17 protein-coding genes and 3 tRNA genes are annotated in these 21,013 nt (G+C 73.0%); 10 read left to right on the top strand and 10 right to left on the bottom strand.

Going from position 1 to position 21,013, the window contains the following annotated elements:
* Positions 1-24 precede the first annotated feature (24 nt).
* Both ACIGZJ_RS26740 and ACIGZJ_RS26735 read left to right on the top strand, forming a co-directional pair.
* Entirely contained in the window at positions 25-1,041 is a 1,017-nt protein-coding gene (locus tag ACIGZJ_RS26740) for a zinc-binding dehydrogenase (RefSeq protein ID WP_396459605.1), read from the top strand.
* Positions 1,042-1,122: 81 nt separating this feature from the next.
* The gene (locus ACIGZJ_RS26735; protein ID WP_396459604.1) at positions 1,123-2,256 is read left to right on the top strand and encodes an alpha/beta hydrolase family protein; all 1,134 of its coding nucleotides are present in this window, start codon (positions 1,123-1,125) and stop codon (positions 2,254-2,256) included.
* A gap of 3 nt (positions 2,257-2,259) precedes the next feature.
* Here the strand turns inward: ACIGZJ_RS26735 and ACIGZJ_RS26730 are convergent, their stop codons facing one another.
* Genes ACIGZJ_RS26730 through ACIGZJ_RS26720 form a run of 3 tightly spaced genes read right to left on the bottom strand, consistent with a single transcriptional unit; the run spans position 2,260 to position 4,813 of the window.
* Positions 2,260-2,769 (bottom strand): hypothetical protein, encoded by a 510-nt coding sequence (locus tag ACIGZJ_RS26730; RefSeq protein WP_396459603.1) that lies wholly within the window; start codon positions 2,767-2,769, stop codon positions 2,260-2,262.
* Positions 2,766-4,394, bottom strand: a complete 1,629-nt coding sequence (locus tag ACIGZJ_RS26725; protein WP_396459602.1) for an alpha/beta hydrolase — start codon at positions 4,392-4,394, stop codon at positions 2,766-2,768. Before ACIGZJ_RS26725 ends, ACIGZJ_RS26730 begins: the two co-directional genes overlap by 4 nt.
* Positions 4,395-4,396: 2 nt before the next feature.
* Complete coding sequence (locus tag ACIGZJ_RS26720; protein ID WP_396459601.1) at positions 4,397-4,813, bottom strand: hypothetical protein; 417 nt, start codon at positions 4,811-4,813, stop codon at positions 4,397-4,399.
* A 186-nt stretch (positions 4,814-4,999) separates the two neighbouring features.
* Between ACIGZJ_RS26720 and ACIGZJ_RS26715 the strand changes: the two genes are divergently transcribed.
* Positions 5,000-5,218 carry a hypothetical protein gene (locus tag ACIGZJ_RS26715; protein WP_396459600.1) on the top strand — a complete coding sequence of 73 codons (219 nt, stop codon included), beginning with the start codon at positions 5,000-5,002 and terminating at the stop codon, positions 5,216-5,218.
* A gap of 1,033 nt (positions 5,219-6,251) precedes the next feature.
* Here ACIGZJ_RS26715 and ACIGZJ_RS26710 read toward each other — a convergent pair.
* The 6 genes from ACIGZJ_RS26710 to ACIGZJ_RS26685 form a co-directional block, all read right to left on the bottom strand.
* Positions 6,252-7,112 carry a hypothetical protein gene (locus ACIGZJ_RS26710; RefSeq protein WP_396459599.1) on the bottom strand — a complete coding sequence of 287 codons (861 nt, stop codon included), beginning with the start codon at positions 7,110-7,112 and terminating at the stop codon, positions 6,252-6,254.
* A 65-nt stretch (positions 7,113-7,177) separates the two neighbouring features.
* On the bottom strand, positions 7,178-8,365 hold the full coding sequence (locus tag ACIGZJ_RS26705; protein ID WP_396459598.1) for an NADAR family protein: 1,188 nt from the start codon (positions 8,363-8,365) through the stop codon (positions 7,178-7,180).
* Between the two features lie 213 nt (positions 8,366-8,578).
* A tRNA-Phe gene (locus tag ACIGZJ_RS26700) sits at positions 8,579-8,655 on the bottom strand.
* Positions 8,656-8,688: 33 nt separating this feature from the next.
* Positions 8,689-8,762 (bottom strand) — tRNA-Asp (locus ACIGZJ_RS26695).
* Between the two features lie 54 nt (positions 8,763-8,816).
* Positions 8,817-8,889, bottom strand: a tRNA-Glu gene (locus tag ACIGZJ_RS26690).
* Positions 8,890-9,004: 115 nt separating this feature from the next.
* Positions 9,005-9,346: a metallopeptidase family protein gene (locus ACIGZJ_RS26685; protein ID WP_396459597.1), complete on the bottom strand. Its 342-nt coding sequence runs from the start codon at positions 9,344-9,346 to the stop codon at positions 9,005-9,007.
* A gap of 70 nt (positions 9,347-9,416) precedes the next feature.
* Here ACIGZJ_RS26685 and crcB (ACIGZJ_RS26680) point away from each other — a divergent pair, with 70 nt between their 5' ends.
* The 7 genes from crcB (ACIGZJ_RS26680) (at position 9,417) to ACIGZJ_RS26650 (ending at position 19,672) form a co-directional block, all read left to right on the top strand.
* Complete coding sequence (gene crcB, locus ACIGZJ_RS26680; protein WP_396459596.1) at positions 9,417-9,908, top strand: fluoride efflux transporter CrcB; 492 nt, start codon at positions 9,417-9,419, stop codon at positions 9,906-9,908.
* Positions 9,905-10,279: a DUF190 domain-containing protein gene (locus ACIGZJ_RS26675; RefSeq protein ID WP_396459595.1), complete on the top strand. Its 375-nt coding sequence runs from the start codon at positions 9,905-9,907 to the stop codon at positions 10,277-10,279. The genes crcB (ACIGZJ_RS26680) and ACIGZJ_RS26675 overlap by 4 nt, the downstream gene beginning before the upstream one ends.
* Positions 10,276-10,650 carry a fluoride efflux transporter CrcB gene (gene crcB / locus ACIGZJ_RS26670; protein ID WP_396459594.1) on the top strand — a complete coding sequence of 125 codons (375 nt, stop codon included), beginning with the start codon at positions 10,276-10,278 and terminating at the stop codon, positions 10,648-10,650. The genes ACIGZJ_RS26675 and crcB (ACIGZJ_RS26670) overlap by 4 nt, the downstream gene beginning before the upstream one ends.
* 378 nt (positions 10,651-11,028) lie before the next feature.
* Positions 11,029-11,781: a hypothetical protein gene (locus tag ACIGZJ_RS26665; RefSeq protein WP_396459593.1), complete on the top strand. Its 753-nt coding sequence runs from the start codon at positions 11,029-11,031 to the stop codon at positions 11,779-11,781.
* A gap of 195 nt (positions 11,782-11,976) precedes the next feature.
* Complete coding sequence (locus ACIGZJ_RS26660; protein ID WP_396459592.1) at positions 11,977-14,277, top strand: DEAD/DEAH box helicase; 2,301 nt, start codon at positions 11,977-11,979, stop codon at positions 14,275-14,277.
* A 306-nt stretch (positions 14,278-14,583) separates the two neighbouring features.
* Positions 14,584-18,633 carry a hypothetical protein gene (locus ACIGZJ_RS26655; protein WP_396459591.1) on the top strand — a complete coding sequence of 1,350 codons (4,050 nt, stop codon included), beginning with the start codon at positions 14,584-14,586 and terminating at the stop codon, positions 18,631-18,633.
* A 190-nt stretch (positions 18,634-18,823) separates the two neighbouring features.
* Entirely contained in the window at positions 18,824-19,672 is an 849-nt protein-coding gene (locus ACIGZJ_RS26650) for a TIGR02452 family protein (RefSeq protein ID WP_396459590.1), read from the top strand.
* A gap of 84 nt (positions 19,673-19,756) precedes the next feature.
* Here ACIGZJ_RS26650 and ACIGZJ_RS26645 read toward each other — a convergent pair whose 3' ends face one another.
* The gene (locus tag ACIGZJ_RS26645; RefSeq protein WP_396459589.1) at positions 19,757-20,899 is read right to left on the bottom strand and encodes a hypothetical protein; all 1,143 of its coding nucleotides are present in this window, start codon (positions 20,897-20,899) and stop codon (positions 19,757-19,759) included.
* Between the last annotated feature and the right edge of the window lie 114 nt (positions 20,900-21,013).

The following is a 21,013-nucleotide window of genomic DNA, read 5'->3' as shown; positions in this document are numbered from 1 at the left end:
CAGACGACGGAGCAGGGAGCGGGTATGAAGGCGCTGGTGCCGACGGGTCGGCCCGCTGCGGCGGTCGGGTTCGGTGCGGTCGGGTTCGGGGCGGCCGGGCCCGCCGAGGTCGGGTTCGCGGAGGTCGACCAGCCCCGGCCCGGGCCGGGCGAGGCCCTGGTGAAGGTCGAGGCGTTCTCGGTGAACCGCGGCGAGACCTTCCAGCTGGAGGCGCCGAAGCCGGGCTGGCGGCCCGGCAAGGACATCGCCGGACTGGTCGTCCAGGCCGCGGCGGACGGCTCCGGCCCGGCGGTCTGCCGGCGGGTGGTCGGTCACCCGCCGGCCGGGGGCTGGGCCGAGTACGTGTGCGTCCCCACCGACTCGCTGGCCGAGCTCCCCGACTCGCTCGACAGCGTCCGGGCGGCCGCGCTCCCGTTGGCCGGGCTCACCGCGCTGCGGCTGCTGCGGACGGCCGGCGCGCTGGCCGGCCGACGGGTGCTGCTGACCGGGGCCTCCGGCGGTGTCGGCCACTACGTCACCGAGCTGGCGGCGGCCGCGGGCGCCGAGGTCACCGCCGTCACCGCCTCGGCGGAGCGCGGTCGGCGGCTGACCGAGCTGGGCGCGGCCGCGGTCGTCCACGAGATCGGCGCGGCCCGCGGCCCGTACGACCTGGTGCTGGAGTCGACGGGCGGCGCCGGCCTGCCGGCGGCGCTGTCCCGGCTGGCCCGGCGCGGCACGCTGATCTGGTTCGGGCAGGCCTCCCGGACGCCCGCGACGCTGGACTTCTTCGACTTCTTCAACGGCCCGGAGTCGGCCACCCTGCGGCACTTCCACTACACGGACTCCGAGGCGGGCCGCCGGGCGGGCGACGGGGCCGGCCACGGGGTTGGCCACGGGGTTGGCTTCGGGGCGGACCTCGCCACCCTGGTCCGCCTGGTGGGGGAGGGGCGGCTGACCCCGGAGATCGGCCGGATCGCCCCCTGGGCGGAGACCGCCGCAGTCCTCACCGACCTGAGGGAGCGCCGGATCCGCGGCAAGGCCGTCCTGACGGTGAGCGCGTGAGCATGTGGCCTCCGGCTCCTCGACCCTCCTGAACCGCTGTCCGCAACCCCTGTCCGCACACCACGACGAAGGCCTCCCCCGATGACCACCCCGCCCGACCTCTCCCCGCCTGACCTCTCCCGGCCCGACCTCTCCCGGCCCGACCTCTCCTTCCTCGACCTCCCCGGATTCCTCCAGGCCTTCGTCGAGGAGACCCGCCCCCGGGCCACCGGCGCCGGCCTGGACCCGCACGAGTACAGCCGGGTCACCGCGCCGCTCGCCTCCGCGACGGACTGGCCGGAGGCCTGCCGCCGCGCAGGTCGGCGGCACCTCGCCGCCGCCGACCTGGCCGACGCCGAGGGCCGGACGGTGACCGCCGGCGAGGCCTACCGCAGGGCCGCCCGCTGGTTCCACTTCGCCGCCCTCATCCCGCACCCCGACCGCGCCGCGGCGGCCGAGGCCGCCACCGAGGCGGACGAGGCGATGCGCCGCGCGCTGGCCCGGCTGGACCAGGCGGCCGAACGGATCGAGGGCGACACCTACGCCGGCTGGCTCCGCCGCCCGGCCGGGGCGGCCCGCCCCGCGGTGGTGATCGTCGTCCCCGGCATGGACTCCGGGAAGGAGGAGTTCCACGGCGTCACCGAGGCACTGCTCGCCCGCGGGGTCGCGGCGCTCGCCATCGACGGCCCCGGCCAGGGCGTCCTCGCCGCCACCACACCGGTCGAACCGGACTACCACCGCGTGGTCGCCCGGGTCATCGACGCGCTGGCCGCCCGCGAGGACGTCGACGCCACCCGCATCGGTGTGATCGGCCTCAGCCTCGGCGGCTACTACGCCGCGATGGCCGCCGCCCACGAGCCCCGCGTCCGCGCCACCGCGACCGTCAGCGGCCCCTACCGGCTCGACTGGCCCGCACTGGTCCCCTTCGTCACCGCCACCCTCGCCCAGCGCTGCGGCGGCGACACCGCCGCGGCCCGCGCCTTCGCCGACCGGGTCGACCTGACCGCCACCGCCCCGCTGATCCCCGGCCCCCTGCTGGTCGTCGACGGCGGCGAGGACGGCATCCCCGGCGCCACCGACGGCGAACCGCTGGCCCGCCACGCCCCGCACGCCGAGTACCTCCTCGTCCCGCACGGCAACCACCTCCTCGGCAACGCCACCGCCGACTGGCTCCCCGAGACCGCCGACTGGCTCACCGCACACCTCACCGCCGACCGACCCGCCCCGTTGGAGTAGGCCCTACTCGGCCGGCCTCGTCCCCTCCGGCCAGACGCAGGGGGAGGCGAAGCCGACGTTCAGGGTGCGTTGGCCGTCGCCGATCTCGATCAAGGACGCGGTGAACCCGTTCGCGTGGTTGGTGAAGAAGAGGGCGTGGTCGAAGTCGGCGGACGCGTCGTTCAGCTTGAAGCCCATGGCCTCGACCTGGGCGCGGAAGGCCGCGAAGTACTCCGGATGCCGGTCCACCGGCACCCCGGTCAGGTTCCGTGCGGTGACGGCGGTGACCTTGCCGTCGTACTCGGAGGGGGCGTCGTTCTTGAAGCACACGCCGTCGTTGTCCCGCTCCGCGACGGGGGTGACGGGCTGCGGAAACGCGCCCACGGCCTGAGCGACGTACTCCTCGGTCTGCGCCTTCGCCTCGGCCCGCGTCATCGTCGGCCGATTGGACTCGACACTGCACCCCGCCAGCACCAGCGCCAGCACGACGACGACGGCCGGACCGAGCCTTCGGTTGCGGTGCACGGCACTCATCCGGCCTTCCTTGTTCCGGCCGCGACTTCGCCGAACGCCGTTACCGACGGCGAGTTCTCCCGCCAGTAGTGCGAGTGGTCGGTGTCCCCGGCGTTGAGGTGCTGTGCGCCGAACCGGGTGTCCATCGGATCCATCCCGAACAGGAGGCTGGTGCCCGCCGCGTTCTTGATCATGGTGTCCTCGCTCCCGCGTGCCACGTAGACGTGGGACGGGTCGATGTTCAGGTCCTTGGCGTGGTCGACGCCGACGCCCGGGCTGCCCACGAGGATGACGTCGTCGACCGGGACCTTGTGGTCCCGCATGGTGAAGCCGACGGTGGTGCTGCCGTAGCTGTGGCCCATGAGGGTGTTGTGCGACGGTGCGCCCTCGTGGGTGGTGCGCAGTCCGGTCTGGAACCGGGCCAGGTCCTTCTCCGCGTTCTCGGCGAACTCGTCCCGCACCGCGTCGGGGAAGAGGTTCTGCGGCGCGTCGTAGCCCACCCAGGCGAGGGCCGCCGTGGTCTTGGAGCCGTCCGCCAGCTTCGCGGCCTTCACCATCTCGTCGGCCTTGTCCACGTCCCCGGGGGCCGTGGCGAGCCGGGCCGAGGTGCCGGGGACGAAGGTGAGCACGTTGTCCGCGGTGTCGGGGTTGTTGACCGACACGATCGCCCGCCCACGGCCCTTGGTGTCCAGGCCGAGCAGGAAGGCCGGGGCACCGTCACGGAGTTTCAGCTTGTCCCCGGTCAGCCGGCTCTCGATGGCGTCGAGCGACTTGAGCTTCTCCCGCAGGTCGTGGTTCTTGGCGTCCCACGCCATGAAGTCGGGGTTGGTGACGGCGCCGTTCACCCCCGCGATCTTCTCGGGCGGCTGGGGGCCCAGCTGGAGGAGCTGGAGCTTGAGGTCCTCCTGGCTGTGCTTCAGGGCGATGCGGTTGGCCTGGTCCCGGGCGACGGCCGGGATGCCGTCGAGGTTGCCGACCTGGTCGGGGTGGTTGAGGACGAAGCGCTGCTGCTGCGCCTCGGTGAGGCCGTCCCACCAGCGCTTGACGTCGTCGGGGTTCGTGCCGGTCGCGGGGACCTGGTCGCGGGCCGCCACGGCGGCCTGGTCCGCCTGCACGGTGGCGCTGTCCAGACCGGTGCCGCTGCTCGCGTTGTAGGAGAGGTGGCTGAGTCGCTGTTCGATCTCCTGGTCGGCGTGGGCGGCCTCGTTCAGGGCGGCGGTGATCCGCTTGCCGATCTCGCGGGCGTTCGCCTCGGCGTCGGTTCCGGCGTAGCCGGCGGAGGAGGGTTCGTTGTCCCAGCTGATGCGGCCGTCGGGGGCCACGGCGAACCTCTTCGCCTTGGCGTCGTCGAGGGCGCTGATCAGGTGGGCCTGGGCTGCCGCGAAGCCCTCGGCGGCGTCGGCGAGGGCGCGGCCGACGAAGGCGAGCTCCTGGCGGGCGGCCTGGAGCTTGGCGCCCAGGGCCTTGATCTCCGTCTGGGCCTTGTCGGACGTGGCCCCGGTCCAGTGCGAGCCGCCCAGGCGGTCGGTGACCTCGCGCTGCCAGTCCTCGATGTGCCGGCCGAAGGCGGTGGACAGGGAGTCGTAGGCGGTCTTGGCGCTGGTGAGGTTGTTGATGTTGGCGTTCTGCAGGGTGGCGATGTCCACGGCTACCGGGCCTTTCGCTCGGCGGTGGAATGCGCCTCGCCCGCAACCACCGTCCCCCAGGGGTCCGGTACGGCTGCGGCCTTCGACCCCGAGCCTGCGGTCGGATTGCCGCCCTGCAGGTGCGCGTAGACGCTCTGCTCGCCCTGCCGGTAGCCGGCGGCGGTCTGGACCAGCCTCGTCCCGCAGCCGGCCATCTCGACGGAGAGCTTGTCGAGCAGGGTCTTCCAGTTCGCGGAGCAGTCGTGCAGGGCTCCGGCGGTACGCCAGCCCTTCAGCGCCGCTGACGCCTGGTCGCTCGGGCCGACGATCTTCGTGGTCTCGCCGGGTACCTGCTGCGCGATGTGCTGGGCACTCTGCCCGCAGCCCTCCAGCGCGGCCGGATTCACCGTGAACTGTGAGGCCAGATCAGGATTTGGCATGCGTCCCCCCGGGCGCGTCCAGACGGGCCCATCGCCCGCTTGGGCCTCACCTTAGACGGTCGTGCGTGTGCGCATGGTGTTATTGCGGGGAAACAAGCCCCCTACGGCGCGCGGCCGAGACCGAGCGCCGGTGGCCCCCGCCGCCCTAACGGCTGGAGCACCGGCATTCCCGCTAGGGTCGCAGCGATGAGTGAGTACCGGTACTACGAGTTCCTGGCGATCGATCGGCCGCTCACCAGCGACGAGCAGGAGCAGCTGAGGTGGCTGTCCACCCGAGCCCGGATCACCGCGACCAGCTTCACCAACGAATATCAGTGGGGCGGCTTCCGCGGCGACCCTCGGCTGATGGTGGAGCGGTACTACGACGCCCACCTCTACCTGACCAACTGGGCACCCATCAGGTGACCCTGCGCTTGCCCAAGGGGCAGCTCCCGCTGCGGGCGCTGGAGCCGTACTGCTTCGACGAGTGCGTCGAGGCATGGACGACCAGGACTCACCTCGTTCTGGACCTGTGCAGCGAGGACGAGAGCCGGTTTGTGATCATTCCAGGCCGAGGAGTGCGAGGGGTCATCGGGGATCGCGGGCGTTGCGTCGCAGGCCCGCGATCCAAACGTTGGAGCACAACAGCCACTTAAAGCGGGTCGCCGCAACTCCTACAGGTGTCTTCGCCATCGTCGTACAAAACGCCGCAGCAGTACGCGGGGCCGCCGCTGACTTCATAACAAGCGTTGCACATCTGAGACTCGTCGTCCCAGTCAGTATCGTTCTCGACGGGATCATCACACCCTGTACAGACAAGCGATGTCACCGCGCGTCACCCCAGCAGTCGGAGGACGTAAACGGAGAGCAGTAATCGCTGTCGTGTCGCTCGGAGTAGTCACTCATGTTGGCTGTCGGCTTACCACAGTTCGGACACGTGGGGTGTTCACCCGGACATGTGCGACTGTTGTGCCCACCGAGTCCACATACCCTGCATGCCATGACGACAGAGTAGATGAACCTCAGCCGTCGGACCCAGGGCTTCGGCAAAGACTGGATGACGTCCGGTTTGTGATCAGGGGCCGAGGAACGCAAGGGGTCGGCAGGCGTTGTGTGCGTTGCGGCGGAGGCCGGCGGTCATGTTCTTGACGCCGCCCAGCCGCTTGGCGCCGATTGCGCCAGGGGGGGGGGTGGGCGGCTGGCTCGCCGACCGCTGCCCGCCACGTCGTCGTCCCAGGTCGACTGGATCAGGGCCGAGGCCCTCAGGAGCACCCGTCTCCTCAGCGACTACATGGCCTTCAGGGCCCGGTACGGCGATGGCACCGACACCAGTGAAGTCGTCACTTTGCAACCCCTTCCCGGGACGGTGACCAACCGGAAGGCGGAGCTGGACCCCGCTACAGGGGCCCAACCCAACCGACATGTTCCTCCGCTGACCGTGACCGGTCGGGCGGAGCGGTCAGGTCGAGGTGGTCTCCCCGTCGGCGCGGATGTATCCGCACTGCTTCGGGCCGCAGTGTGGCTTGTGATCACGGCCCCAGAGACCGGTGTCACGTTCGGTGGCGCGGGCGACGTTGGCGAGACGGTGCTGTCTGAAGCGCGGCACGGTCGAGGGCAGGGCGGCGAAGGTCTCGGGAAGTACGGCCAGCATGCTGCTGACCTGTTCGCCGTCGATCATCGTCAGGAGCACGCGGCACTGCCACCAAGGTCGTCCCGCCTCGGGGTTCGGCCAGTAGTACTCCGCCGGATCAGGAAGAAGGTAGTGGGGACCGCTGGGGTCGAGGTGAGCTTGCAGCCAGGGACTGCTCCCGCCCAGGCCCAGCCGCAGGCGTCCGGCTTCCTCGTGGAGGGCGAAGATCGCGTCGCTGTCCAGAGCCTTCAGGACTCGCGCCTCGCGGGGGAGCGGCTGACGACCGGAGGGGGTCTTCACCGGCCAGCCTGCCAGCAAACCTATGCGCTGGCGGGTGCTGAGCGGGGGGACTCCCTTGCGCGGGGTCGGGAGCGGAGGCGGGGGAGTCCACTGGAGCCCGATCTCCACGACGTGCGAAAGGACCCAGGTTCGTTTCTCCGGGCTGGCTGTGTTCCAGAGCCAGCTCATCGGCCGTTCCCTCATCGCCCGCTCTCGCCTACTGTCGGGCTTCCCGCGGGTGGGACGCCGAGCGCGCGGCGCGTCGCCCACGGGCAGGTTGTGGCCCAGGTCGGCCAGGAGTCTGATGCGGTCGAGGGTCTCGGCGGACGAGACCTCTTCCGGGGGCCGCTGAGCGCGGCCGGCCAGGGACCGGATCTCGATGAATGCCTGGATGGCCAGGTGCGCGGCCAAGTCTCGGTCGTCGACCTCCCCTGAACGGGTACGCCCGGTTGCGGGTGAGCTTGTGGGCTTTCTGATCATTGTTGTGACAGCTCGGGATCACGGTGGCCGCTGAGCGATTGCCCGGCGACGAGTTCGGATCGGACCAGTTCGAGCAGGCGCCCCATCCAGTTCCGCCCGCGGCTGTCGGGGGCGTCCCGCCAGAAGGGGGAGTCCGAGAAGCCGGTGTAGCTGATCCTCGCGTCTCCGGTGGAGCGAAGGATGTCGGCGAGCTCGGGGTGCTGGGTGAACTTCGCGCGCAGCAGCCCGGCCATGACCGCGAGCCGCAGGGTGGGCCAATCTGCCCGCTGGGCCGCCCGGCCACCTAGATCGTGTGCTTCCCGACCGGACGGCGCCTCCCGGATCCGCAGGCGATCGGCGTCGTCGGCTGCCGACAGGGCCCAGTAGCCGTGGAGTACAGAGGGGTAGGTCTCGCCGACGAAGACGATCTGTACTGGGTAGTCGTTGCGCAGCACGAACAGGTCCAGCACCTCGGGCCAGCCCTGCGGGTAGACCGTCTGGTGGGAGATCACGGCCGCTCGGCCGGGCCCGGTCGGATCATCGGCGTACTGGACAGCGCGCCGCTCCTGTTCGCGGGCGACACCGTCGTAAACGCGGTGGAAGTAGTTCAGCACCTCCCGGTGCATGTCCGCCGTCACCACCGGACCGTCGCCGTCCACGGCCTCACCCACATCGGTGAGCAGGATCCGCAGGGGGCGATCCTGGCGGTCCATGTCGCCGAGGACGTAGATCCGGCGGTGCGGCGGGACGGCCCGGTAGGCTTCCCGCAGCAGCCCGCGGTACGGCTCGCCGGGTTCCTGCTGGTAGCGCTGGATCGCCTCCCAGCAGCGCTGTCCGGCGGTCGGTCGGCCGTTGAGCTCCTCGATTTTGTCGGCGACCTCGCTCAGGAACCCTTCCGGGGTCAACGGTTCACCGCGGCGGGAGCGCCACTTCGAGGGTTCGTCAGGAAGATCGGGAGCCCCGGGACGTGTCACGGCGATTCGGCCCGAGGTCAGGAGCTTCTCCAGGCCGGGCAGGTCGGTCCGTTCCTGACACCTGACCGCGCCGTCCGCGAAGACGACCAGATCGTCGAGGAAGTACTCCCCATCCCATCGGCTCTGCTGCCAGACGTGGCACCAGACCCCGTCGACCCTCTCTCCGTCCACCATCCGATACGTCGGTCCCCGCCATGTCATGGGGTGCACGCTACTGCGTTGGTGGCGCACCGGTGCGCGTTATTCGCTCGGCCTCGGGAGGAGACGGAGTGGACAGGCGCCGATCCCATGTGATCGACGTCGTATGGTGCCCATTGCCGGAGTGACCGCCGCGGCTGCCCGGGTTCGCCGCGATTCGGACCCGTTGGCCTCAGCGTTGGCGTCAACCGACACGAAAATGCCCCCGAAGCGATCTGCTTCGAGGGCATCGTGCCTGGTCAAGACTGGTGGCCAGGGCCGGGGTCGAACCGGCGACCTTCCGCTTTTCAGGCGGACGCTCGTACCAACTGAGCTACCTGGCCGTACTGCATTTGCACCGTCTCCTGCGAGACGAGCGATCCCGACGGGACTTGAACCCGCGACCTCCACCTTGACAGGGTGGCGAGCTAACCAACTGCTCCACGGGACCTTGTGTGGCGTGAACCACTAGGTCTTGCGGCACTGACTTTACTACGGTACTGCGTGCCCCCAACGGGATTCGAACCCGTGCTACCGCCTTGAAAGGGCGGCGTCCTGGGCCACTAGACGATGAGGGCTTGCGGCCTGTCCCGCTGTTTCCAGCGTTCGGGGACGTCGAGAAGCATATGGGATCTCGGGCGGAACGCCAAAACGGGTTTCGGCCGGGTGGGGGCGGGGCCGTCGGGGGCGGGGTCAGGACCAGCCGAGTTCGTCGAGCTCGTGGTCGTCGAAGCCGAAGTGGTGGGCGACCTCGTGGATCACCGTGGTGCGGACCTCCTCGACCACCTGCTCGCGGGTCTCGCACTGCCGCAGGGTCGGACCGCGGTAGACGATGATGCGGTCGGGCAGGACGCCGGCGTACCACTCGCCGCGCTCGGTGAGGGGGGTGCCCTCGTAGAGGCCGAGGAGTTCCGGGTCGGTGGCGTCGGGTTCGTCCTCGACGAACACCGCGACGTTGTCCATCATGGCCGCGAGCTGCGGGGGAATCTGGTCGAGGGCGTCGCCGACCAGCGTCTCGAACTCTTCCCGGGTCATCTCCACCGGATCATTGTCGGGTCTGGGGTGACGGTGTGCCAGGCGGTCGGGGCAGGTGTTTCATGGGCGTATGGCGACCTCGGACGGTGCGGTGGGCGGCGCGGTGCGGACGGGGGCCGGCCCGGGCGCGGCCCCGCGGCGGCCTTCGGTGCTGCGCGGGCAGGGGCCGGCGGTGGCGGTCGTGGCGCTGGGCGGGGCGATCGGGGCGTCGGCCCGGTACGGGGCCGGGCTGCTCTGGCCGACCGGGCCGGCCGGGTTCCCGTGGACGACGCTGCTGGTGAACGTGGCGGGCTGTGCGGTGATCGGGGTCTTCCTGGTGGTGATCACGGAGGGGCGGCCCGCGCACCCGCTGCTGCGGCCGTTCTTCGGGACGGGGGTGCTCGGCGGGTTCACCACCTTCTCCACGTACGCGGTGGACGCCCGGCAGCTGCTGGAGGAGGGCCGGCCCGGCGCGGGCCTGGCGTACCTGGGGCTGACGCTGCTGGCGGCGCTGGGGGCGGTGTGGGCGGCGGTCGCGCTGACGCGCCGTCTGGTCCGGCGCGGGGCCGGGGGTTCGCGATGACCGGGTTGTCCGGGCCGGCGCTGCGGCTGACCGTGCTGGTCGGCGAGAACGACCGCTGGCACCACCGCCCGCTGTACAGCGAGATCGTGCACCGGGCGCGGGCCGCCGGGCTGGCCGGGGCGAGCGTGTTCCGGGGGATCGAGGGGTTCGGGGCCTCGTCGCTGGTGCACACGGCGCGGCTGCTGTCGCTGAGCGAGGACCTGCCGGTGGCGGTGGTGATCGTGGACACCGAGGAGCGGGTGCGGGGCTTCCTGCCGCAGCTGGACGGCCTGGTGGCGGAGGGGCTGGTGGTGCTCGACCCGTGCGAGGTCGTGCGGTACGTCGGCCGGGGCGGGACGGCGGCGCAGCCGCGGGAGGGGGCGGGGGAGTGAACTGGCTGTTGGTGGTCGCCGGGGCGATGGTGGGCGCGCCGCTGCGGTACCTGAGCGACCGGGCGGTGCAGGCGCGGCACGATTCGGTGTTCCCGTGGGGCACCTTCGCGGTGAACGCGGTCGGCTGCCTGGTGCTCGGCCTGCTGACCGGTGCGGTGGCGGCCGGCGCCGCGTCCTCGCAGGTCCGGCTGCTGGTCGGGACGGGCTTCTGCGGGGCGCTGACCACGTACTCGACCTTCTCGTACGAGACACTGCGGCTGGCCGAGAGCGGCGCCGGGCGCTATGCGCTGGCCAACGTGGCGGGGAGCCTGGCGGTGGGCCTGGCGGCCGTGTACGCGGGGGCGGGGCTCGCCTCGGCGCTCTGGGGCTGAGGCGCCGGCCCGTCCCGACGGGGCCGAGGCGCCGGCCCGTCCCGACGGGGCCGCCCGGTCCGGGGAGGTTTGAACCGCGGCGGTTGGGCCGGCTGGATGGCGGTCGGCGCCTTCCTGCGGCGCTGCCCGTGTCCCCTTCGGGCGGGCGCGCGTTGGGCACCGAAAGTGGCCGCGCACGGCGGGCGGCCCGGGTGGGGCGGTACGAGAGGGAGCTCGGTGGCGGCGGTGCGTGCGATGCGTGCGGTTCGGGATGCGGGTGCTCGGGTTGTGGGTGACCGGATGGCGGGTGACCGCGACGGCGCGGCTGATCGGCGGAGGGCAGGGGTCCACGAGGCGCCCGTCCGAGAGGCGCCCGTCCGAGAGGTGCCGGTCCGAGAGGTGCCGGTCCGAGAGGTGCCGGTCCGCGAGGTGCCCGTGCGCGAGGTGCCCGTCCGGGTGCCGGATCCGCGCGCCGCGGCGGTGCGGACGGGCGTGGTGCGGGCGGCGGCGGTGCTGGCGGTGGCCGGGCTCGGGCTCACCGGGTGCATGTCGGTGGGGCCGGCGGCGGACGAGAAGCACGGCGTGGTCCCGGTCGGACAGGCCGGGACCCCGGCCAAGGCCGTCGGCGGGGCCTCCGCCTCGCCGGGCGCCCACCAGGTCGGTGCCGGGCGCTCGGAGCGGCCCGGGGGCGTGCAGGCCGAGAACGCGCCCGCGGCGGGCGCGACCCCGGTACCGGGTGAGGCGAGCCCCGGGGTGAACGCCGCGGTCGCGGGCGCGGTGCCCGTGCCGGGCGCTCCCCCCGAGGAGACCGCGCCGGGCGCGAACGGCGGGGCCGGGGGCGTGAGTGCCAGCCCCGCACCCCATCCGGCCACCGGTACCTCCTCCGGCGGGGCGACCGGCGGCCCGGGCGGGTCGGCGGGCGGGCCTGCGGGCGGCGCGGCGGGCGGCACCGGCGGCGGTTCGGCCAGCACCCCGGCCGGCGGCCCCACCACCCGGCCCCCGGCCTCCCCCGAGCCCGAGCACACCTCGGCCGCTCCGACCGTCCCGTCGCTCCCGGAGCCCTCCGCCACCGGCCCGGGCGGCAACTCCGGCGGTGGTTCCGGCGGCAACTCCGGATCGTCGGCGCCGAGCCCGGCCGCGGGCGGACATTAGTGCCCTGGCCAGCGCATTTGCCTCTGATCCCCAAGTTCGCCTATGGTGGTAGATCGTTCGTTTGATTCATTTGATTGGCGCCCTAATTCCCATCTGGCGCCCTTGGCGCGTTCCGGCGATCCGTGGCTGACCGCATAGAGGCGGTTGTGAAACAGAACCCGGACTTTGGCGCGTGCCACTTCCGGAAGGTTTTGCATGTCTCTCGTTGACGACGCCCGCTTCGCCATGCCCGCGAGCGAGTCCGCCGCCGATGTCACCACCACCGATGCCCCCGAGGTCGACCTGGTCGACATCGAGCAGGACATCGACCGAAACGCCGACCTGGACGCCGACGAGGTCGAGGCCGACGAGGCCACCGAGCCCGCCGAGCCGACCATCACCTTCGGCGACCTGGGCCTGCACGACGACGTCGTGCGCGCCCTCGCCAAGCGCGGCGTCACCACCCCGTTCCCGATCCAGGCCGCGACCATCCCGGACGCCCTGGCCGGCAAGGACGTGCTGGGCCGCGGCCGCACCGGCTCCGGCAAGACCCTCAGCTTCGGCCTCCCGCTGCTGACCCGCCTCGCCGACGGCGAGCGCACCAAGCCCAAGCACCCGCGCGGCCTGATCCTCGTCCCGACCCGCGAGCTGGCCATGCAGGTGGCCGACGCCCTGGAGCCGTTCGGCTCGGTGCTCGGCCTCAAGCTCAAGGTCGTCTGCGGCGGCACCTCGATGTCGAACCAGATCTACGCGCTGGAGCGCGGCGTCGACGTCCTCGTCGCCACCCCCGGCCGTCTGCGCGACCTGCTGAACCGCGGCAGCGCCAAGCTCGGCGACGTCCGCACCGTCGTGCTCGACGAGGCCGACCAGATGGCCGACATGGGCTTCCTGCCCGAGGTCACCGAGATCCTCGACCAGGTCCCGGCCGGCGGCCAGCGCCTGCTGTTCTCCGCCACCCTGGAGAACGAGATCGACACCCTGGTCAAGCGCTACCTGAAGAACCCGGTCACCCACGAGGTCGACCCGTCGGCCGGCGCGGTCACCACCATGACCCACCACATCCTCGTGGTGAAGCCCAAGGACAAGGCGCCGATCACCAACGCGATCGCCGCCCGCAAGGGCCGCACGATCATCTTCGTCCGCACCCAGATGGGCGCCGACCGCGTCGCCGAGCAGCTCATCGAGGCCGGCGTGAAGGCCGACGCGCTGCACGGCGGGATGACCCAGGGCGCCCGTACCCGCGTCCTCGGCGACTTCAAGGACGGCTACGTCAACGTCGTCGTCGCGACCGACGTCGCCGCCCGCGGCATCCACGTCGACGGCATCGACCTCGTCCTGAACGTGGACCCGGCCGGCGACCACAAGGACTACCTGCACCGCTCGGGCCGCACCGCCCGCGCCGGCCGCTCCGGCGCCGTCGTCACCCTGGTGCTGCCGCACCAGCGCCGCGGCGTCTTCCGCCTGATGGAGGACGCGGGCGTCGACGCCTCGCGCCACATCCTCGACCACGCCTTCGACGCCGAGGTCGCCAAGATCACCGGCGCCCGCTCGCTGATCGAGGTCCAGGCCGAGAGCGCGGCCGGCATCGCCGGTGCCGCCGAGCGTGAGCTCGCCGACATGACCCGCCAGCTGGAGCGCGCGCAGCGCCGCGCCAACGAGCTGCGCGAGGAGGCCGACCGCCTCGCCGCCCGTGCGGCGCGCGAGCGTGCCGACCTGGGCATCGTGGACGAGGAGCCGGCCGCCGAGGGCGATGCGACCGCCGAGACCCCGGAGGCCGCGGCCACCGATCCCGCCGCCCCGGCGGCGGAGGAGCGCACCCCCTCCTACCGCGAGGCGCGCACCGAGCGTCCGGCCTACGACCGTGGCAGCCGTGACCGTGACGACCGCGGCGGCCGCTCCGGTGGCTTCAACCGTGACGACCGTGGCAGCCGTGACCGTGACGACCGCGGCGGCCGCTCCGGTGGCTTCAACCGCGACGACCGCGGCAGCCGTTCCTTCGGCGACCGTGACAACCGCGGTGGCGGCTTCAACCGTGACCGTGACGACCGCGGCGGCCGTACCGGTGGCTTCAACCGCGATGACCGCGGTGGCCGTACCGGTGGCTTCAACCGTGACGACCGTGGCGGCCGTACCGGTGGCTTCAACCGTGACGACCGCGGTGGCGAGCGCGGCGGCTTCAACCGCGACGACCGCGGCAGCCGTTCCTTCGGTGACCGTGACAACCGCGGTGGCGGCTTCAACCGTGACCGTGACGACCGCGGCGGCCGCTCCTTCGGCGACCGTCCGGCCCGCACCTTCGGCGACCGCCCGTCCTTCGGCCGCGACCGCGACGAGCGTGGCGCCGGCAGCAGCGCGAGCCGTCCGTTCTCCCGTCGTGACGACCACCGCTCCGGTGGCCGCCCGCAGGCCTCCGGTGGCTTCAACCGTGACCGCGGCGACGACCGCGGTGGCCGCTCCGGTGGCTTCAACTCCGGTGGCTTCAACCGCGACGACCGCAAGCCGCGCTGGAAGAACTGACCCTTCGGGACAGTGAAGGCCCTGGGGCCCGGACCACTTCGGTGGCCGGGCCCTTCGGCCTTTCCGGGCGCCGACGGAGGCCGGTCCCGTCGGCCCTTCCGGGCTCGGACGGCCGGTGGTAGGATCCGCGCGCATTTGAGTGATCTTCACAATTGCTGAAGGTCGTCGCAGCGAGCGCCGCCCGTTGTCCGGCCCCACTCCCGCCCCCGCAGGTGACCGGGCCGGCCGCCGTCGTGTCGAGCGCCGCTGCCCGTGTCACCGGCCCGGCCCGGGCCGGTGCAGTCGCCCGCGGACCAGGGGGGTCTCGTGCCAAGTCGCAGAACCGTCGTACCCGACACCGGGAGAGGAGGGACGGCGAGACCGGCACAGCTGCGCAGGGCCCTGGCCGGTGCGGTGGTCGCCCTGGCCACCACGGCCTCGGTGCTGCTGTCGACGGGCGGTTCCGGCGCGGTGGGCATCACCACCACCCCGGGGCCCGCCGCCACCGCCTCGCCCGCGCCCGCGTCGCCCGCCACCGCCTTGCCCACGCCCACCACTCCGGCGCCCGCCGCCGGCCCGGCGCAGGGGCCGGCCAAGGCCGCTCCCGGCGCGGCCCCCGCCTCCGGTGCGCCGGAGCAGCAGGCCGCCGCCCAGCCCGTCCCGCCGAAGACCCAGGCCGCGCCCCCGGTGCGCCAGCAGGACTGCACCCCGCTCCCGCTCGCCGCTTTCGGCGACCCGGGCACCGCGGTCGGCCGCGGCAACCTCCCGGTGGACGGCTCCGCCTGTTACGCCGTCACCGTCGCGGGCCCCGGCCGGCTCGGCATCCGGATGACCACCACCGCGGCCACCGTGTACGACGCGGCCGGCACCGCGGTCTGCGGCCCGTGGCTGTACGCGCCGATGGCCGGCTGCGACGTCAAGACCGCCGGCACCTACTCCCTGGTGGTCGTCCCGTCCGGGGTGTGGGGCCCGACCGACCACCAGGTCGCGGTCTACCCGCTGGGTGCCACGGCCGGCTGCGGCACCCCGCTCGGCACCGGCTTCGACCGGCCGGAGATCACCGGCAGCACCGTCTCGCCCGTCCAGCTCGACTGCCGCTCGATCGACGCCAAGCCCGGTGAGCGGATCCTCGGCGCCGACGCCGGGGGCCGCTGGCTCACCGACGCCAGCGGTGCCGAGCTGTGCGTCCAGGACTTCGAGAACCCGGGCTGTGTGCTGCCCGGCAGCGGCCCGTACCGGGTGCTGTTCCACCTGGGCAGCGGCGAGCCCGGCCCGTACTCGTTCCCGATCAACCGGATCTCCAACCCGGTCGGCTGCACGCCGCTCTCCCCGCAGGCGTACGGGCTCCCGGCCGCCGCCTCGCCGACCGCGTGCTTCACGCTGCAGGCGCCGAAGGCCGGCGGCTACGTCGTCCAGTCGCCGGCCTACGGCGCGATCCTCACGCTGTTCCGGCCGGACGGCACCAGCCTCTGCGGCCTCGGGGGCAACCCCTGCCCCTTCCCCGCCGCGGGAACGTACACGGCGCTGCTCCGGCAGCGGCCCGCCTCGCTGGTCTTCCGGCAGCCCGGCGAGACCGCGGGCTGCGTGGCCGGCAACGACACCGGTCTCGTCTCCGGGCCGCTCACGGGCAGCCTAACGGACCCCTCGCAGGTCAACTGCCACCTGCTGCCCAGCGCCACCGGCACCCGGATCGCCGTACTGCCGGGCCACCGGGACGGCTTCGTCGCCAACCCCGACGTCACCGTGGTCGATGCCACCAACGCGACCCAGTGCAGCGGTGCGGGCCTGCAGTTCTGCGAGCTCAAGGGCACCGCGCCGTACCGGCTGCTGGTGGCCGCGGGCAGCCCCGGCGGGTACGAGGTGACGGTGTTCCGGACCGCCGGCCTGAGCGGCTGCGCGCCGTTCACGCAGAGCGGGTTCCCGGGGGCGCCGGGCGCCACCGCCGCGCTGGACGCCGACCACCGGGTGACCTGCTTCCAGGTGCCGGCCGGCGGGCACGCGGCGAGCGAGATGTTCGCCTTCTCCTACAGCTCGCTCAACGGGACGCCGCCGGCCTCCCTGGCCGGCGAGCTCTTCCTGCTGGACCCGTCCGGTGCGCAGGCCTGCCGGACGTACAACTACGGCTCCAGCGAGGCGTTCTGCACGCTGGACCCGGCCAAGGACTACGCCGCCCTGCTGGTCGGCGACGGTACGCCGAACGACTTCCGGCTGCTGCGGCGGGACGTCTCCCGCAGCGGCGACTGCCAGAACGCCGTCTCCAGCACGGTGGGCGGCGCGCCGACCCCGGGGCGGATCGCCTCGGACCTGGACGCCCGCTGCACCCGCGTCGCGGCGGCCCCGGCCGACCAGCTGCGGATCTCGACCGAGGCGGACGGTCGCAAGACGATCGTCACCGTGCTGGATGCCGAGGGCAAGCAGGTCTGCACGGCCGGCCGGTTCACCAACTACTGCGATGTGACCGGCTCGATCGAGTACCGGATGATCGTCGAGGCGGCCAACTACGACGGCACCCCGATCGACTCCCGGCTGGACGTCTGGCGCTTCGCGACCGACTCCGGCTTCCCCGCGGAGTGCCCGACGGTCGACTCCCGGGTCGCCTTCGGCCCGCTCGCCGGCCGGCTGACCCCGGACCACCGGGCGGTCTGCGCCACCGTGCCGGTCAAGGCCAACGACCAGTTCACGGTGACCGGTGTGGGCTCCACCGCCACCCCCGGTTACCCCCGGGTGAGCCTGATGGCACCCGACCCCCACTCCCAGGGGACCTACCAGTCCGACTACTGCTCGACCAACTGGGGCGAGACCAAGGCGGCCTGCCGGATCGGCTTCCAGTCGCCCGAGGCCAAGGCCGTGATGCTGCTGACGCTGCAGCCCGGCTCGGCCGCGATCGACTACAACGTCCAGGCCACCTGTGACTCCCGCAACTGCGGCGGGGCCAAGGCCTCACTGGAGTCGGTCTCGCCCTCGGCCGGGTTCACCGGCGGACCGGCGACCTTCACCCTCAAGGGCACCGGGCTGACGGCCAAGGACTTCGTCTCGGTGCAGTTCTACAACGCGTCGTCGCGGTCGGCGACCGTCAAGAGCGCGGCCGCGGACGGGTCCTCCCTCACCGCCGAGATCGACCTCACCGGGGTCGCGCCGAACCTGGCGGGCATCAGTGTCTCGCCGGACGTCTACCAGCGGAGCACCTCCCTGACGCTGCGGCAGTCCTACTCCGTGGTCGATCCGGTCTCGCCGGGGCAGGGGCGCTTCACCGCCGCCGGCCCGGTCCGGGTGCTGGACACCCGGCAGGGCATCGGTCGTTCCGGTGTGCTGCCGGTGGCGGCGCAGGGCACGGTTGCGGTGCGGGTGGCCGGTCTGGCCGGGGTGCCGGCGTCCGGGGTGAAGGCGGTCGTGCTGAACGTGACGGTGACCGACCCCGCGGGTGCGGGGCATCTGACGGCGTGGGCTTCGGGTGCGGTGCGGCCGGAGTCCTCGAACCTGAACTGGGTGGCGGGTCAGACGACTCCGAACCTGGTGGTGGTCCCGGTGGGTGCGGACGGCAGGGTCAACCTGTTCAACGGCGCCTGGGACTCGACCCATGTGATCGCGGACGTGTTCGGGTACTACTCGGACGCGGCCTCGGGTTCGACGTTCTCCGCGGTGGCGCCGGAGCGCCTGCTGGACACCCGGCAGGGCGTCGGCCGCCCCGGGACCGCCAAGGTGGCGGCCAGGGACACGGTGTCCCTGGCGGTGGCCGGCCGGGCGGGCGTTCCCGCCGGGGTGAAGGCGGTCGTGCTGAACGTGACGGTGACCGATCCGGCGAGTGCGGGGCATCTGACGGCGTGGGCTTCGGGTGCGGTGCGGCCGGAGTCCTCGAACCTGAACTGGGTGGCGGGTCAGACGACTCCGAACCTGGTGGTGGTCCCGGTGGGTGCGGACGGCAGGGTCAACCTGTTCAACGGCGCCTGGGATCCGGCCCATGTGATCGCGGACGTGTTCGGGTACTACTCGGACGCGGCCTCGGGTTCGACGTTCTCCGCGGTGGCGCCGCAGCGCCTGCTGGACACCCGGCAGGGCATCGGTCGTTCCGGTGTGCTGCCGGTGGCGGCGCAGGGCACGGTTCCGGTGCAGGTGGCCGGTCTGGCCGGGGTGCTGGCGTCCGGGGTGAAGGCGGTCGTGCTGAACGTGACGGTGACCGACCCCGCGGGTGCGGGGCACCTGACGGCGTGGGCCTCGGGTGCGGTGCGGCCGGACTCTTCGAACCTGAACTGGGTGGCGGGTCAGACGACTCCGAACCTGGTGGTGGTCCCGGTGGGTGCGGACGGCAGGGTCAACCTGTTCAACGGCGCCTGGGACTCGGCCCATGTGATCGCGGACGTGTTCGGGTACTACTCCTGACCCTGACCCTGACCCTGGTTCGGTGCCGGATCCGGTACCGGACGTGACGTCAGACTGCTGACACGGCGGGCCCGCTCCACTTCGGTGGGGCGGGCCCGTCGGCGTTCCGGGCGCCTGGCGACACGGTGTTGTTCTGCTGGTGAGAATAACCTGTGGCGCGGGGGAGGGGGCGTCCCCTACGGTCTCGGACATGAGCAGCAGACTGCATCACGTGGCAGCGGTGAACGAGGAGATCGCGGAGCGGGGGAGCTACCGGGCGGCCGGGGGCGAGCTCGTGGAGCTGGGGGAGCGGCTGGCGGCGGCCCGGGCCGGGACGGTCTCGTACCCGCCCGAGGCGCTGGACGGCCTGCTGCGGGGCGGGGGCCCCGGGCCGCTGGCGGGTTCGGCGGCGGGTTCGGCGGCGGGGGCCGTCGAGGTGACGGCCGAGGGCAGCGTGCAGGCCGCGCGGCGGCTGGTCGAGGCCGGGGCCGGCCGGGTCGGGGTGCTCAACTTCGCCTCCGCGCGGAACCCGGGCGGCGGCTACCTGCGCGGCGCCCGGGCCCAGGAGGAGGACCTGTGCCGCAGCGCCCTGCTGTACACCTGCCTGCGGGAGGCGCCGGACTACTACGAGGCGCACCGGGCGTCGGATGACCTGACGTACAGCCACCGGGTGATCGTCTCGCCCGAGGTGCCGGTGATCCGCGGCGGGAAGGGCGAGTTGCTGGCTCAGCCCTTCCCGGTGACGTTCCTGACCTCGCCCGCGCCGAACGCCGGCCAGCTGAGGCGGCGCTCGGAGCAGGTCGACGTCCGGGGCGTGCTCGCCGAGCGGGCGGTACGGGTGCTCGCGGCGGCGGCCGAGCACGAAGTCCGGGCGCTGGTGCTGGGGGCGTGGGGCTGCGGGGTGTTCGGCAACGACCCGGCCCAGGTCGCGGAGGCCTTCGAGGGTGCGCTGGCGCAGTACGGCGCGGCCTTCGAGCGGGTGGTGTTCGCGGTCTGGGACCGCACGCCGGTCTCGGCGAACCGGGCCGCCTTCGAGGCCCGGTTCACCGGGGCCGCCTGAGCCTGAGCCTGAGCCTGAGCCAGATCCAGAGTCAGATCCAGAGCCCGGGCCCGGCCGATCGATCGGCCAGGCCCGGAGCAGGACCTAGCGGAAGGCCTGTTCGGACGGCTGGGCCGCCGCGACCCCGGCCAGCGCCGTCGCGGCCTCGGCCGGGGTGAGCACCCGCTCCAGGCGCAGGTCGCCGGGGATCTCCTGGATGAACCGCCCGGCCGACCAGCTCCGCTCGTACGGCTGCGGGTCGAGCACCAGGGTGCGGATCCCGTCCACCACGGGGATGTCGCCGGGGGTGCCCTCGTTCCAGATCCAGGAGCCGTCCGGCGCGACCAGGTTGAACGAACCCTGGGCGATCAGTCGGCGGTGCCCGTCCACCTGTTCGGTGCGGCTGAGCGCGACGACCTCCGGGTCGGGTGCGGTGCCCGGCAGGTGGCCGCCGCCGATCAGCAGGTCGGCGAGCAGGGTGTGCAGCTGGAAGTTGTCCGCCAGGCCGTCCATCCGCAGCCGGTAGCCGGTGCCGGTCGGGCGGTCCAGCACCAGCAGCGGCTCGTCGTCGAGGGTCTGGGCCAGGTAGGCCAGGCCCTTCAGGTCGTGCTGCTCCGCGCGGTACCGGCCGACCAGCTCCAGCAGGACGTCGGTCACCCCGGACGCCCGGGCCGAGGTGCGGACGGCCGCGTGCGAGTACACCGCGAACGAGGCCATCTGCCACAGGTGCAGCGTCCACCAGCCGGCCACGGCCCGGTGGGCGTTCCACTCGTCGAGCTGCTCCGGGTCCTCGATCCGCTGGTGGGCCTGGGCCGGACTCTCCTCGTCGGGGTCGGGCAGCCGGCCTCCGCCGGTCTCCTTCCACCGGTCGAGCAGCCGCAGGGCGCCGGTGAGCGCCTCGCGCAGGCCCGCCAGGACGGGGCCCGAGCAGGCCACCGGGTCGGCGCCGCGCTCGACGCAGGCGCCCACCATCATCGCCAGGTGCGCGCGCGGGAACGGCGGGACGGCGGGCAGCAGGGCGGCCAGTGCCGGGCCGACGGCCGCCGACTCCTGCGGTCCGGCGGGCCCGAGCCGGCTGCCGAACTGTTGGAGCGCGGTGCTGAGGCGCTCGCCGTCCGCGGCTTCGAGAGCCGCCTCCAGGTCGGCCAGCGCATCGGCCAGCGGGCTGGCGAGGGTGGGTTCCTGACGGACCGACGGGTACGCGTAGGCGCTCCGCGGGTCGGGCGTGGAGTTAAGGTCGGACACCATTCGCCGCAGCATAGGCGCCCGGCCGGACCGCCCCGGCGCCGGGTGCCCGCTGTACCGCTCCCGGCGCTGGGGCGTGGGCCCGCGCCCGTGCCCGCCGCGGCCGCCGGGCGGTGT

Source organism: Kitasatospora sp. NPDC052868 (assembly GCF_044547105.1).
Lineage (GTDB): Bacteria > Actinomycetota > Actinomycetes > Streptomycetales > Streptomycetaceae > Kitasatospora.
Note: the sequence above shows the minus strand (reverse complement) of the source record. Positions and strands in the feature narration are given on the sequence as shown.